7 protein-coding genes, 1 tRNA gene and 1 pseudogene are annotated in these 13,789 nt (G+C 53.9%); 5 read left to right on the top strand and 4 right to left on the bottom strand.

Going from position 1 to position 13,789, the window contains the following annotated elements; translation table 11 throughout:
• Nucleotides 1–28: 28 nt before the first annotated feature.
• From P7079_RS06215 to P7079_RS06205, 3 genes and pseudogenes are all read left to right on the top strand, one after another.
• Nucleotides 29–102: transfer RNA gene (locus P7079_RS06215), tRNA-Met, on the top strand.
• Between the two features lie 106 nt (nucleotides 103–208).
• Nucleotides 209–421: pseudogene (locus P7079_RS06210) on the top strand (IS256-like element ISAod1 family transposase); the annotation flags it as partial.
• A 716-nt stretch (nucleotides 422–1,137) separates the two neighbouring features.
• Nucleotides 1,138–4,236 (top strand): VaFE repeat-containing surface-anchored protein, encoded by a 3,099-nt coding sequence (locus P7079_RS06205; RefSeq protein ID WP_278012414.1) that lies wholly within the window; start codon nucleotides 1,138–1,140, stop codon nucleotides 4,234–4,236.
• A gap of 217 nt (nucleotides 4,237–4,453) precedes the next feature.
• On the opposite strand, the gene mobA is transcribed toward P7079_RS06205, so the two are convergent.
• The 3 genes from mobA to P7079_RS06190 all read right to left on the bottom strand — a co-directional run bounded on the left by mobA (nucleotide 4,454) and on the right by P7079_RS06190 (nucleotide 8,516).
• Entirely contained in the window at nucleotides 4,454–5,065 is a 612-nt protein-coding gene (gene mobA, locus P7079_RS06200) for a molybdenum cofactor guanylyltransferase (RefSeq protein WP_278012413.1), read from the bottom strand.
• A 284-nt stretch (nucleotides 5,066–5,349) separates the two neighbouring features.
• Nucleotides 5,350–7,203 (bottom strand): thioester-forming surface-anchored protein, encoded by a 1,854-nt coding sequence (locus P7079_RS06195; protein WP_278012412.1) that lies wholly within the window; start codon nucleotides 7,201–7,203, stop codon nucleotides 5,350–5,352.
• A 377-nt stretch (nucleotides 7,204–7,580) separates the two neighbouring features.
• Entirely contained in the window at nucleotides 7,581–8,516 is a 936-nt protein-coding gene (locus tag P7079_RS06190) for a LuxR C-terminal-related transcriptional regulator (protein ID WP_278012411.1), read from the bottom strand.
• A gap of 674 nt (nucleotides 8,517–9,190) precedes the next feature.
• On the opposite strand from P7079_RS06190, the gene P7079_RS06185 reads away from it, so the two are divergent.
• Nucleotides 9,191–10,501, top strand: coding sequence for an MFS transporter (locus tag P7079_RS06185; protein WP_278012410.1), 1,311 nt, complete (start codon nucleotides 9,191–9,193; stop codon nucleotides 10,499–10,501).
• Nucleotides 10,498–11,136 (top strand): ArsR/SmtB family transcription factor, encoded by a 639-nt coding sequence (locus P7079_RS06180; protein WP_278012409.1) that lies wholly within the window; start codon nucleotides 10,498–10,500, stop codon nucleotides 11,134–11,136. The genes P7079_RS06185 and P7079_RS06180 overlap by 4 nt, the downstream gene beginning before the upstream one ends.
• Here the strand turns inward: P7079_RS06180 and P7079_RS06175 are convergent, their stop codons facing one another.
• Complete coding sequence (locus P7079_RS06175; protein WP_278012408.1) at nucleotides 11,137–13,722, bottom strand: hypothetical protein; 2,586 nt, start codon at nucleotides 13,720–13,722, stop codon at nucleotides 11,137–11,139.
• Nucleotides 13,723–13,789: the final 67 nt, after the last annotated feature.

Raw genomic sequence — 13,789 nt, 5'->3', positions numbered from 1 at the left:
AGTAGGTGTCTAGGATAGATCGAGTCAACGCGGGGTAGAGCAGCTCGGTAGCTCGTCGGGCTCATAACCCGGAGGTCGTCGGTTCAAATCCGGCCCCCGCCACGAATGAAATGGTCTTGGACTCGAAAGAGTCTGAGGCCATTTTCTTTTGCTCAATTTCCATAGCCGTGTTAGGTCTAGGTCTATAGGACAGTTCGTGTTGCTGGAATTGGGGGAACCTCAATGCAAAATCTGTGGTGGTAGGACGCAAAAATGGGGCACGAGTGCTGAGGGCCGGTCGGGGTTGCGTTGTCCGATGTGCCGGACAAGTCAATCACGACGTAATAACACCCGTGCTCGTGATTTCGCTGCTTTCTTAGACTTCGTCGTAGGGAAATACACCCTTGCCGATCACGGGAGTCGGGCGCGGACGCTACGGCAGCACGCGTCAGGTCTGTGACACTCCACGCCGTCTTACCCGAGAGCTTTTGCGAAGCAGTCGAGTTTTATCAGCACATTGTAGGGCGTGCTCAGGTGATCGTGCATATTTCGTGTGGTGCATCTTGTTCTCTGACCCTCCGGGTTGTATGAACACGATCAGGGAAGATATAGCTGACGCGTTCGTGAAAGCTGCAGAATACCTGTCTACGAATGACCCGGGTGATGTTGTTCTCGCTGATGTGCAGATTCGTGGGAGATCGAGTGTTTGCGGGTGGGGGCCTTGTGGCCGTTCCGGTGGATTGAAATGGCTCACACGAAGGATAGACATTGGGACTGGCAGTGAATTCACCTTCCCACACAGTATGAGCGGTTGAGACACACGGAGTTTTGTCCCTGTGTATAAAGGAAGTCCCTATTTTGCGGATCGTTTTAGGATGAACTCATCAGTAGTAATCAACGGTATGGAGAGAGGGGGAGGATCCAATGAGTATTGAGGAACAAGGCCAGAACATAGCCAGCAATAGTGTTGTAGGTCAGGCTGTAGCGCTAGAGGGAAGCGGTAGTGAAGTACCAACGACGTCGTTCCAGCCGCGTGGTTGAAGGCATTATTTCAGCGGTGGTGGAATGTGCGCCAACACGTTCCACCACCTAGGAAGACAGATTCAACCAATCGGATGATTGGTTGCCGAAATTATCTATTCTCCTTAGGAGCATTTTATGTTAAAGAGTGGTGTGAGTGCGAAAAAGCATTCACCTGTTGTTGCCGTGATTGCGGCACTGACATTGTTGTTGTCGTTGTTTGTTCCTCAGGCCGCGTTTGCGGACTGGAACTCGTCTGTGGGGCGTGGGCTTGTTTTGCGTGGCGTGAACGCGTCTGGCGCGTTGCGGCTGGGACCGCATTATGTGGAAACGAAAGTGATTCATGGCCAAAAAGTTGAGGCGTTTCCGATTTGGTGTATGAATGCCAAGCTTGCTGATCCAGGCCCGAATGAGATGACTTCGATTGCGACGCTTTCGACGTCGCATGAGTGGGGGCCTGCGGAGTTGGATTTAAAGACCCCGCAGATGGCGTGGTTGTTGAACAAGTATCAGCACAATAAGGACAACAAGAATTTGGCAGTGTTGTCGTATTTGGTGCATGTGAATTTTGAGCAGCAGCGTGGTCGTACCTCGGCCCAGTCGGTGGTTAATGAGGTGGTCAAGGCTGTTCGTACTCAGCTTCCGCAGGTGGAGGCCCTGGCGAAGAAGTACGTCCAGGAGGCCCGCAAGTCCGCTGTGATCTCTTATGAGGCTGGCAAAGTAAGCGGTAACGGCGAACGCGCCGGAAATATTCACAATATTGGTGTTCATCCGCAAAACGCGAACACTTGGCTTGCCGGTGTCCCGGTGACGGTCACGCTCTCGGGTCCGGCAGTGTTTACCTCGAATGGGAAGACGACGTGGAGTGGGAAGACCGCGTCCAAGCCGCTGACTTTGGATTGGCACGCAACCAGCGCAGGAAACGTCACATACTCCGCAAAGTTTGATACGCCGACTCGTCGGACGCTGACGAAATTTGGTGCGAATGGTGTGATTCAGGATGTGCTCTCGTACGGTAATCGTCCGGTATCGGATCCGCAGAAGGTGACTGTTGCGGGTCCGTCGTGGCGTGTGAGTGTTGATTTCCAGCCGATGGGTGTTTCGAAGGTTGTGGCTCAAGAGGTCTCGAACGGGCAGGTCACGGACACGTTTACTACCGCCGTGGATAAGTCCTATGGCCAGGGCGTGTGGATTAATGGTGCGAACGGTAAGCCGGTTCCGGTGGTGTATCGTGCGAGTGCTTACTATGCAGGTATCTCGAAGCCTGCCACGAGTGCCACGGTGCCGAAGGGTGCGAAACTCATTGGAACGACAACGTTCACGGTGTCGCGTGTGGGGCAGAAGCTCCAGGCGCAGGCTACGACGAAGCAGCGTGGCTGGGTCACGTGGGTGTGGGAGGTCCGCAAGGCCGATCAGGGCAAGAACGCCGACTATGTTCATGCGGATTGGGCTGACAAGTACGGTCTAGCAGCAGAAACAGAGAAGGTTGTGTTCCCGTTCCGCCCGATGGGCGCCTCGCAGGTCGCGAGGAAGATTGTGAGCGTGGGTGACGAGCTGGTCGATACTTTTACCGCGTCGGCTGACCCTCAGTTTATGGATGGAAAGTGGACTCGCATCGGGGCCGATGATGTCACGAAGGGGCACTATGTTCCGGTGGTGTATCGTGCGGATCTGTATTATGTTTCTCCTGCGCAGCCGCCCGCTACGCCGAGTGCGGTTCCGGCAACCGCAGAACTCGTTTCCTCGATGATGGTGACGGCGAAGGGGCCGGGTGAGACGCTGACGGCGAATGGTGGCAAGGCAACAAAGGCTGGGTTCTATACATGGGTGTGGCGTGTTGATGCGAAGGATCAGGCGAAGGACGCGGCGAAGTGGATCACAACCGGCTGGACTGATAGTTACGGTTTGGCGGATGAGACGACGTCGGTGAAAACGAAGGCGCAGATCACGTCCCAGTTGCATTTCAAAGAAACAGATCATGGGTTGATGCTTGTTGATGATGTGTTCGTTGCCGGTATGCCACAGGATCATCCTCAGTTTGAGGGTGGCGCGGGTTTTAAGCCGGATACCAAGACGATTGATCATTCAGTGTATTTCTTCACCTTTGACCAGACGGTCTCGGATCAGAACATCTCCAAGGCACAGAAGATTGGCCAGACGGTGCAGATTCCCGCTGCAAATGGTGAGTATCGTGGGGTGAGCCACGGGTCATGGAAGGTTGTGACTGACAAGAATGGCAAGAATGTGCCGGGCACGTACGTGTTCGTCTCGCGTTTCGCTGGTGATGACCGCGTCACCCCGCTCGCAACGTCCGCAACCGACCGTTTCGAGCAGTTTAATGTTCCCATGATTGATTCGTTGCTGACGTTCAATAACGGTAAGGAGAAGATCCCTGCCTATGGTATGCGTGACCTGGTTGAGACGGTTCCGCTGTTTAACCTTGCTGTGGGTAAGGAATACGCGTTGGAGGCGACGTTGGTGGATCAGGCCACGGGTAAGCCTCTCGTGGATAAGTCGGATAAGCCGGTGACGGTGTCCCAGACGTGGAGGGCGGATGTGGCGAATACGCAGCGCGTGGTGACGTTCACGGTGGACGCGTCCTTATATCCGGGCGTGACGGTTGTGGCAACGGATCGTTTGTTGCAAGAGGGCCGCCAGGTCGCACTCCACGATGACCTGACTGACGTGGATCAGACCCTTGGTTTCTACCCGAAGGCCCGGATCGTGACGACCGCGCTGGACAAGGCGGATATGGATCATGAAGTGTTGCCCGCGCCTGGCCAGGTGATTGTGGATCGGGTGTGTAGCCCGGACCAGAACTGGATCGTGGGCCACAAGTACACGATCACGGCGTCGTTGGTGGATGAGAACGAGAAGCCGATCCTGGATAAGAACGGCAAATCGTTTACGGTCACACGTGAGTTTACGCCGACATCGGCTACCGAGTGTGCCTTGGTGGAGATCACGTTTGATGCCTCTCAGCTTGCTGGCAAGAAGGTGATCGTCTTCGAGGACGTCTACGCTGACGGGGCACTCGTTGGTGTCCACCATGATGTCAAGGATGAGAAGCAGACCGTCCACGTCACAGAAAAGCCTGTCCCTCCGGTTCCGTCAATTCCGCCGACTCCAAAGACTCCACCTTTGCCGGTGACAGGCTCGTCGGTCGCTGGCTTGGGTGTGCTTGGTGTGGTGTTGATGAGCGCTGGTGGTATGGCGATCTTGCGTCGCAAGCACTGAGCGTGAGTATGGAGAGATCCTGTCTGTCTCTCCATGTGGCACTCGTCCCCTCGGGTGCTACATCGGGAGGGGCAGGTAACCCGAGATGTGTTCCTGTCCTTCCCTCTCTTTCGGACTAATACTCAAAACTTGCATTTTATGCGGTGAAGCGTCCTGGGTTTTGTTGAGGAACAAAACCCAGGACGCTTCACCCTACACTGTTGTGTGGCGTTGTCACCTAATCAGATGCGAGTTTAAAGGCTCCGTCGCTGATGCGCTCTGCTAATAACTTGGCATCACTGACGGTATCGACGTCGAAACAGTAGTTTTCGGTATCGAGTACCTCGGCTATGTTGAGTGAGCGAAATGCGGAGCGAATCGAGTGGTCGCGTTTCATGTGAAGATGGCGTATTGTCCGCAAGCGATAGACGCCGTGTAAATACTGGGTCCACGAATCAGGGCCAGACGTGACTGGAGCGGCGCCGTCGTATTCAGGGTGATCATATAGTCGTTGTGCGAGTTCCTTGTAGAGTCGTGGCGCGAATGGTGCATCGCATGTTCCGAGGCCGACGAGCGAATCATCAGAGAGCTCAAGTTGTGACAAACCTGCGCCGATCCCAGCTAGCGGGCCACCGAATGGCGGATCTTCAAGGGTGAGGCGTGTGCCTTCGGGGGTTACTAAATTCTTTGGTCCGACGATGATGATCCCAGTGGGAGCCACTGATTGAGCGAGTAACTCGTGGTGAACGATGTCGAGCAAGCGCTGGCCGGCGATCTGAAAATCCGGTTTGGATATCCCGCCTAATCGCTTAGCGGTCCCGCCGGCTAAAATAACGGCTGCATGAATCACGTTGCCCTCTCCTATCCCGTGACCTGTGATCCTGAGATGATGTGTGCTGAATCCACAATATCGTTAAATTGTGGGGACAAAATGTGGATGGGTATGAAAACGAAGTTTGTACGAGACATCCTTGCCCGCGTAACGGGAAGATTCTGGAGGAAGTCTACCGTCACCCGGCGGCGAGGAGAGGAATATGGTACGGCAGCAGTCTTTGATGCCGTTGAGATATGACAAGTAGGTTGGAGGGTGTTCATCGAAAATTCGACGAACACCCTCCAACCTACTCTTGCTCCTTATTGATGTGAGTGAGTTTTGCGTGCTCGATGAGCGAGGAGGCCGGTGCCGATCATCAGCGTAGAGATGAAGGCCAAAAGCCCAACCGTGGCACCCGTCTGCGGCAGCTTAGAAGACGGACCTTGCACATGCGGGGTCACCTTCGGTGCAACTTCACTATTCGGCATCTTCATCTTCGGCTTATCAGTGTCAGGCGCAGGAACCCCCGGCTGACCTGGGTCACCCTTGTCGCCTTTGTCACCCTTGGGGCCTGGCTGACCTGGGTCACCCTTGTCGCCTTTATCTCCCTTGGGGCCTGGCTGGCCTGGATCGCCTTTGTCACCCTTGGGGCCTGGCTGACCTGGGTCACCCTTGTCGCCTTTATCTCCCTTGGGGCCTGGCTGGCCTGGATCGCCTTTGTCGCCCTTGGGGCCTGGTTGGCCTGGGTCACCTTTGTCGCCTTTGTCGCCTTTGTCGCCCTTGGGGCCTGGTTGGCCTGGGTCGCCCTTGTCGCCTTTGTCGCCCTTGGGGCCGCGAGGACCAAGGATCTTGCCAAGGTTGAGTTCACGACCATCAGTGAGTGTGATCGTGAGATTACCTTGGTTATCGATCCTGATGTCAAGGACACCGACACCGTCTTTACCATCCTTGCCATTGTGGCCAGGTGCTCCGTCTTGACCATTGCGTCCGGGCTGACCATCCTTACCCGGTGCGCCTTCTGGACCACGCGGCCCTACCGGCCCCGGATCACCCTTGGGGCCTTGCGGCCCGGTCTTGCCTGGCTTGCCATCATGACCATTGCGTCCGGGCTGACCATCCTTACCCGGTGCTCCTTCTGGACCACGCGGCCCTACCGGCCCCGGATCACCCTTGGGGCAATCACACTCTGGTTTTTTCGGAGTACTATCCGTCGGTGGATAAAATGGCACGTCAGGCTTCTTGGGATCGCTGAAAACTGCCTTTAATAGGTCTTGCTTGCTGTGCTTAGAATCCTTAGATTTTATTACTAAAAGATCGGCCTGCGGCTGTTTAGGGGCGGGAGCCGTTTCAGGAACGTTTTTGAGAAGCGCTTTAACCTCAGATTCATGCGCTTCTGAGCGGTTGTTTGTTAGCGCTAAGTATGCTACATAGGATTTAAGGCCAGACTCATTTCCCATATATGTTCTTGCATTATTCAATGACCAGGTTTTGTTGTCAGTATATTTCCACACCGCCTGTTGTGTGGCTTCGTGGAATTCGTCGACCGTCAGGTGTAGACTCTCTCGAAACTTTGCAGCATCAGTGGGAAATCCATTCCAGATCACGCCGGTCACTGCTTGCTTGGCTTCTACTTCTTTCAGAACTGTTTGCGGTTCTTCATATTGATTGGTTTTATCGTTAAGGCTTGTCTGTGGGGTAGTGAACGCAATGTCGCTAGTCTCCAAAGAAATCAGGTGACGCCCTGCGTTATTTGGAAAATGTTTTTGCTGACTAAAGCAATAGGTGAGATTTGAGAACACTTCTTTAAGTTTCGAAGTATCGATCTTTTTGGGGTCAAAAAGCGATGCATCTTTACCTGGGTTAGGTTCTTGTTTTTGTTCATCTATTACTTCAGGACGTCCGTCAGAGGGAATTGTTCGGTACATCCAACTATGAGAAGTCCAAGGTGCATAAACTTTCGAGGAAGAATTGTTTGGGACTGTAAAAATAAACGGAGAGACTTCTCCATCAGCTTTGTCTTTATATGTCTCACTCCGCAGCGTGTAACCCATGCGTGGAAGTTTTGGATCCTGTTGATGCTCCTGTGCCTGTGCGACTCCGCCGAAAGCGGTTGCGAGGAGTGTGCCGGCTAGTCCGGAGGCTAGCGCTCCTCGTTTGATTTTTGAAATACCCATGCAGATATCCCTTCAGTCTGTGTAATGAATTTACTGGTAGATGGACTTTTCTGTCCGTGCTACCTAGCGAAAGGAATCTTAACAAGCCTCTTGGTGGTGGCTGTTAGACCAGGGCTGTACATGACGCTATATGCGTCTTATTTTGATTAAAGTTCAACATTTCATGGCTGATTATCCGCATATGTGCATATTTGGGATCGTTGCTGCTCTGTCACTAAAAGATGAGTTTTTGGCGAATTTTCAGGGATGCTGTGTTTTAGCAAAAAATTCCCTGAAAACTTTTATGCGTAAGTTTGGCAGACTGTCTAAAACTGGCAGGGCATGTATAGGACAGCATTGAATTTTGCTGATGTATCAGTTTCTGCTGTCGATCTACGTTATTTGTCTTGGTTACCGAGAAAAATTTTCTGTGCCTTAATGCCTAGCTGGAAACGCGTGTTGATATTGAGTGAAGCCATGAGTGCGCCGACTCGCCTCCCCACCGTGCGAGCGCTGACTCCAAGGCGGCGTGCGATAGCGTCGTCGGTGAGTCCCATCGCCATGAGACTCATAATTTCTTTAGCTTCGTCGGAGAAAATTGCGTCGCCACTTGGGTAGTGGTGGCCGAATGGAATGCTTCGCTCCCACATGTAGTCAAATCCGCGTAAGAGGAAACTAATTAAGTGCGTATCGTCAGAGAGCATTGCAATCGGAAGATCTGCTTCGTTCCTCCACATGATGATGATTTCGTGATCGTCGGCGATCAACATTCGGAAGGGAAGTTTGTGGGCAACTGAGATATGCTCGCCAGCCTGAACACACTCAAGAATCGCATCCGTAAATTCTGGGTCGTCGAATGACTCTGATTCGTACACTGATTCAACAAACACGCCCCGTTCGCACACGGATGCAAATTGTGGAGTAATAAATTCTCGGTTGATGTGTGGATCGCTATCCCAATAGCGAATATGGGACTGCGCCTTGCTGATGATGTTGTTGTACCACAGATCCATTTCATGGAGACTGACAGTGACCTTATGGATGCTTTCCGGTTCTCGAGACTCCATCGCCTCGAAAGCTTTGAGCGAATCTTTGAGGCTTTTCACTTCGGCGAACTTTGCGTTGAGTGCTTCTCGAAGGATCGCCGACGCTGGTTGTGCTACCGGGCCTGTTTTTGTGAGTGTGACAAGCCTCAAGTGGAGTAGCTCATCGAGGACAGACTGGGGGATGTCGAGTTTTTGTCCGAGGAGAAGGCTGAGGTACGTCTCTTCGGCGTGTTGTGATGCTCCAAGAGAAAGAAGAAGTCGGTTGCCGTAGGAGTCAAAATTGTGCATGGGTCCTCCATAAAAGAATAGTTGCGGTGGGACGCACCGTAGCGTGGATAGTTGAGCGGTGGGATGCACCGTAGCGTGGATAGTTGAGTGATGACATGGCGCAAGCGGAGTGCCACCGAGATTTATCATGCTATGATGACCTAATCAAGGTTAACTACTTGCCTTAAAATTTAACGCATGTGCTAAGTAATGGGGAAGTCATCTCCGTCTGAACTCGTTTTATAGTAGAGAATATAGCGGTACGTGCGACTGACTTAAAAGTCCTAATCAATATTGCTGAATGTAGAAGTGTTAAATAATTTAGCCCCTTAGTGTGTTCTGTCTTTGGTGTCGCACGACTGATTGATAAAAGGCTTGGAGTAATAGGGGTCTTTCAATTGTTTCTCTGTGTGGGGTGTGAGTGCTGAAGTGAGGTGTCGCTAAAAGGTGTCACCCAATAAACAGCAAAACATATATTCGCTGTTATTTTGTGATGACGGTTTTCATTGGTGGAATTCCTGCAAAAGCCCGGGAAGGTTAACTGCCGTACTAGTGCGAGAGTGGCCCAGGTATTTCGTTAAGCCCACGTAGTGGAGCATGTATCAATGTGTGGGCCTCCCGTTGTCCCTCCCCCCCCAAAAAAATATAGTTCAAAATAAATTGTGCAAATTAATTTGAACTAATATGCTGGCTTCATGACAGAAAAACCAGAGTCGGCCAGCGTTGGCACCAGCATCACTCACTCACAGAACTTATGGGCAATACCGGACTACCGTGCATGGTTTGCAGGAGATACCTCTGCGAAATTTGCCGGGAGTATCCGCACATTTGCTCTGCCGCTCGCCGTCGTCGCACTGACCGGATCGGCAACACAAGCCGGTTTGATCGCAACTACCTCTCAAGCGATCGGTGTGATCTGCATGGTTCCCGGCGGAGTTATCGTCGATCGTGTCGATAGACGCAAAATTATCTTCCTCTTCGCTGCTATCGGTACAGCGATCTGGGGGACTATCGCGGCGCTTTTCGCTACTGGTCATCTCACATTCCAGATCCTCATCGCACTGGCATCACTTGGTGCAGTGAACATGGGTCTGTTTGGTTTCGCTACCGACGCCGTTCTCCGTTCAATTGTGCGTGGTGAGAGTCTTGTTAAAGCTCAAGCGGCGAATCGGGGAAGAGATGCGAGTGTCGAACTTTCAGCGCCTCCTGTCGGAGCAGCGCTCTATTCACTCGGTGTGTGGGTGCCATTCGCCGCGTCGGTGGTGGGGTACCTCCTGCTTGGCTTGTGCGGTTCGCTCATTGCACGCGATCTTCATCCGCGCATTCCGACGGAGATTACCGACGAGGAGCGACATCAGGGGATCTTTGCTTCTGCCATGACCACTTTCGTCACTGATCTTCGACAAGCGTGGACCTGGATCCGTACTCACAATTTGGTTCTACAGATTATCGTGCCATTTGCTGTGATCAATATTGGCTTTATGGGGGCACAATTCACCTACACCTATGCGCTCGTTCTTCAGGGTCGTTCTCCTGAATCAATCGCTGCTTACAACATGGCGATTGCACTATTTGCTCTCGTTGGTTCAGCCATCGCCAGTCGCTATTCCACTCGTCTGGCAACAGGGCACACGCTCACACTCGGTGTTCCGCTCGCCGTCTGTCTCTTGATCCCAACGATCATTACTTTTAACTATGGCGTTCTCATCGCCGCGATGGGAACTTGCATCTTCGTCAGGATTGTCATCGAAGGGCACTCGGCAATCGTTTTCTCTGCGGCACCGCAAGATATTCAGGGCCGGCTCCTATCTCTCCTCGCTGTCATTACCTCATTGCCGCTCGCTTGTGCGCCAACTATTTCTGGATGGATGCTCGATTATGTCGGATATCGGCCGGCAATACTCCTTTTCGTTATTCTCGGCTTTATCCCAGCGCTGTCGTGGATGGCGATGCCCCGCGTGCGGTCCCTCCCCAAACCGAGCCAGTGGGATACTGTAGAACTATGACAAATAAGGCCACACCGAGGGTTGTCAAAGCTCTTTCAAATTCGATCCGGCTTAACGCGCTCTACGAATTGAATCTGCGCGGCACAGCGCGCACGTCAGATCTTGCTAACGCCCTGGAACTCGCGCCGAACAAGATGTCCTATCATTTGAAAATTTTGCACGACGCAGGAGTGATCGAGTCTGCCACCGGCGAAGGCGATGGCCGTGAAACCTGGTGGCGAGCGGTTCAAGGTGGATGGGAAGTTGATGACCCGACAACTGCACCTGCTCTCTCAGCCACCCTCGCACATCTTGAGACAGTGATCCGTGAGCGTTCGGAAAAATTTTCCGCTGAACTCGCCCAGCGTTCGCAGCCGAGTGTGCGAATGAACGGTGACATTCTCTATGTTCTGTCCCGTGACGACGCCGAAAGCTTTTCGCATGAGCTTACTCAGTTGTACACCAAGTATGTAGCAATTTCTGACCGCAACAGAAGCCACTGCCTCAACGACGACGGCGAGGTAGCAGCTACCGACTTCTTGCAATACGATTTCCGCTTTGGGTTCCTCCCCGTCGCCGACGTCGGTGGTCTTGAAGGTAACATCAGTGGTCCTGAAGGCGATGGGACGGACTCATCCGCCGCCTCAGCGTCGTGACTACTGGGCGCGAGTAGACGTAGCAAGGAAAATCGTTGCTGCCAGCGCGGGCATGAGCACTTGGAATGTGGAACCAGGTAACACGATTCCTGAATCGTTGACAGCAAATGCAATCACCGTGCAAGCCAACACTGCGGCAAGCGTGTATCCCAGTGGTTGGCGAATGACCGCTGCCAGTCTTGACCGACGACTGAGGGTGGTGTCGTTGGGGGTGGAAGGTGACGCAGCGCTGAGCTCATTCGCATAGCGTGCTGTAATCCAGGGCCAGACCACTGCACAGAGGAAGATGACACCCGCGAGAACAATCCATCGGTGGCTCAAACTGACGAGGAGCTGAAGATTGACACTCAACTTTCGCCACACGATAGTCCATGCATCGCCGTCGATCATTGCCTGAACAAAGTTCCCCAGATGCGTGCGGCTTGCGGCAGGACGAAGCCAGTCGAGTAGTGCGATTCCCATTGATAGAGCCAGTCCGCCGATGCCAAGAAAGGCAACAAAGCGAAGACGTATTGTTTTGCCTGACGCGAGTAGCAAGAGGATAACGAGCGCAGGCATGAGAGCAATTGCTCCACCGAAGTCGGCGCCGAGCGTGGGCCATACGCCGACCATGATCCCGACGGTTCCGATCAGTGCGCAGAGTGTGAGTGCCCACCAGGGAACAGTGCGGTGGCGCGTGCCCTGACGCGCCGACGACGCCCAACTGAGGAACCCGCCAAGCGCGAGAAGAAGCCCGGTGGACTCAAAAGAGAACGCTTCATTACCCAAGCCGTAGAACCGAGCTCCCACCAAGGTATTGAAGCCGATGGGGGAGTCTGCGATGTTGCGTGATCCGGTTGCGACATCAGTCAAGATAGCGGTGGCTGTGACTGTGCCGATTACCACCAGCGGCGCTACCGAGTGCCAGCGGGCACTCACCAAGGCAAAGCCAGCTAGCGCGCCTGCCACGAGATATGTTCCTACGAACATCGCATATCGAGGAGACCCACTCATCCACCACGGCCAGGCCCACGTGTTGATCAGCGCCGCCGCTGGGATTGCGCTGATCCACAGGCCTGCGAGTGCCAGGAGGAGGCGGACACTACGCAGGCCAAGAGCGGTTCGAGCATAGCGGGTGATATGACGAAGGCCGTGTTGTTCTCCAAGTTTTGGGCGAACGACGGCTGCGAGGATCAGTGTGGCAATCAGAATATAGGTGATTGTGTACTGCGTGAGTGCAGAAACGAAAGCCCCTCTCACAGGCACGATGACTGAGGCTTTGCGCGCCGAACTTGCGAGTTCATCTGCGCGTGCTTCGCCGCTTGTGCTCGTGGCGAGTGTCGTCATCGCGCTTGCCCGCAACGACGTCAGCGGGTCAACATTCTTTCCAGCCTGGACCAGGTCATCTAACGTGAGGGAGTGCGCATCGGTCTGCCCTGTTTGCGCCGATGTGGATATATCTACTGAAGCGCCTGCGGGTTTTGGTGCCGGTTTTGCATCGAGCACATCGATTCCGAAATCGGCCAGGATCGAGGGCACAATCGACGAATAGTGGATGTTGCCGTGTTGGCGAACCTGAGGTGACCACCCCAGACCGCGCCCGCCGAGTTTACCGGCGTCGGGCTGCGGCGCACCAGGGCCGGACGAAACGAACCCGGGCTGAAAAACTTCCGTTGCCGCCAACGTCTGCAACGAGAGGAAATACACTTTCGTGCCCGCAGGAACTTTCGACATCACAGCTTCAGCGCGCTCGGCACTATTGCGTGCGGCGACGTCGCGGTAGTAATCGGTAGGCATGAGAATCGGGAAGTCAGTGGGCGGCTGAAGGTCAGGTTTTGTCAGTGTGGGGAGCGTGAGAGGCGAGATGCGGGAGCGCTCTGGGTCGGCGGAGAAATTTGCACCCGTGACGTCAGCGACGGTGAGCGAAAACGTCCGTGCTGCATCGGCAACGCGTGAGCTGAGGACTTTGTTGCTGACTCGCTCGGATGCGAAACCTTTGGGTGCTAAGCCATCTGGGGTGACTAAGAGGGCGCCAGCCTGTGCTCCAATAGCGCGCGAATCAATATGGTGTTCGCGCAGGACCTGTGAAAGTGCGCCAATTTTATGTGCTGAGCCGAGAGTGTCGATGATCGCGCTGAAATCTGCATCTTGCCACAGGGGCAGGGGGGCGCCGTCGAACATGCGTTGAATCGAGCAACCGGCGTTGTGGTTGATTGAGGTTTTGCTCAGTAGCGTGCCGGTGCTCAGTGCCAGACTCACATCCTCCGGGCATCCCCATTCGCGCACATCCGGGGGAACCATATTGAACATTGTGCCCGCATCGGCCCACTGGGCGAGGTGTGGTGTGTCAGTGGAATTGATGTATTGCCAGCTCAATCCGCTTGTGAGGAGAACGAGGACGTGCTGGTGCTCATTCGTCGCCGGTCGGTTTGCCGACGCTGGCGTGCGTGGCGACGCCGAGGGGTCGGGGGAAGTGGGAGGTTCGGCCAGAGCTGGAGAGATTGCCAGCATGAGCAAGAGCATGACTGAAAACACTGCGAACGCACAAGAACTCCACCAGCGTCGGGGGAGAAGCAATCGGGAGTTCACGGGCGCAAAGAAATTCACCCTTCAAGGATAAATGTGTTGGGTGAGGACCGCACTATTCTCCGCACAACAAAGCGCGCGACTGGAA

Origin of the sequence: Arcanobacterium canis (genome assembly GCF_029625435.1) — a bacterium.
GTDB lineage: Bacteria > Actinomycetota > Actinomycetes > Actinomycetales > Actinomycetaceae > Arcanobacterium > Arcanobacterium canis.
Note: the sequence above shows the minus strand (reverse complement) of the source record. Positions and strands in the feature narration are given on the sequence as shown.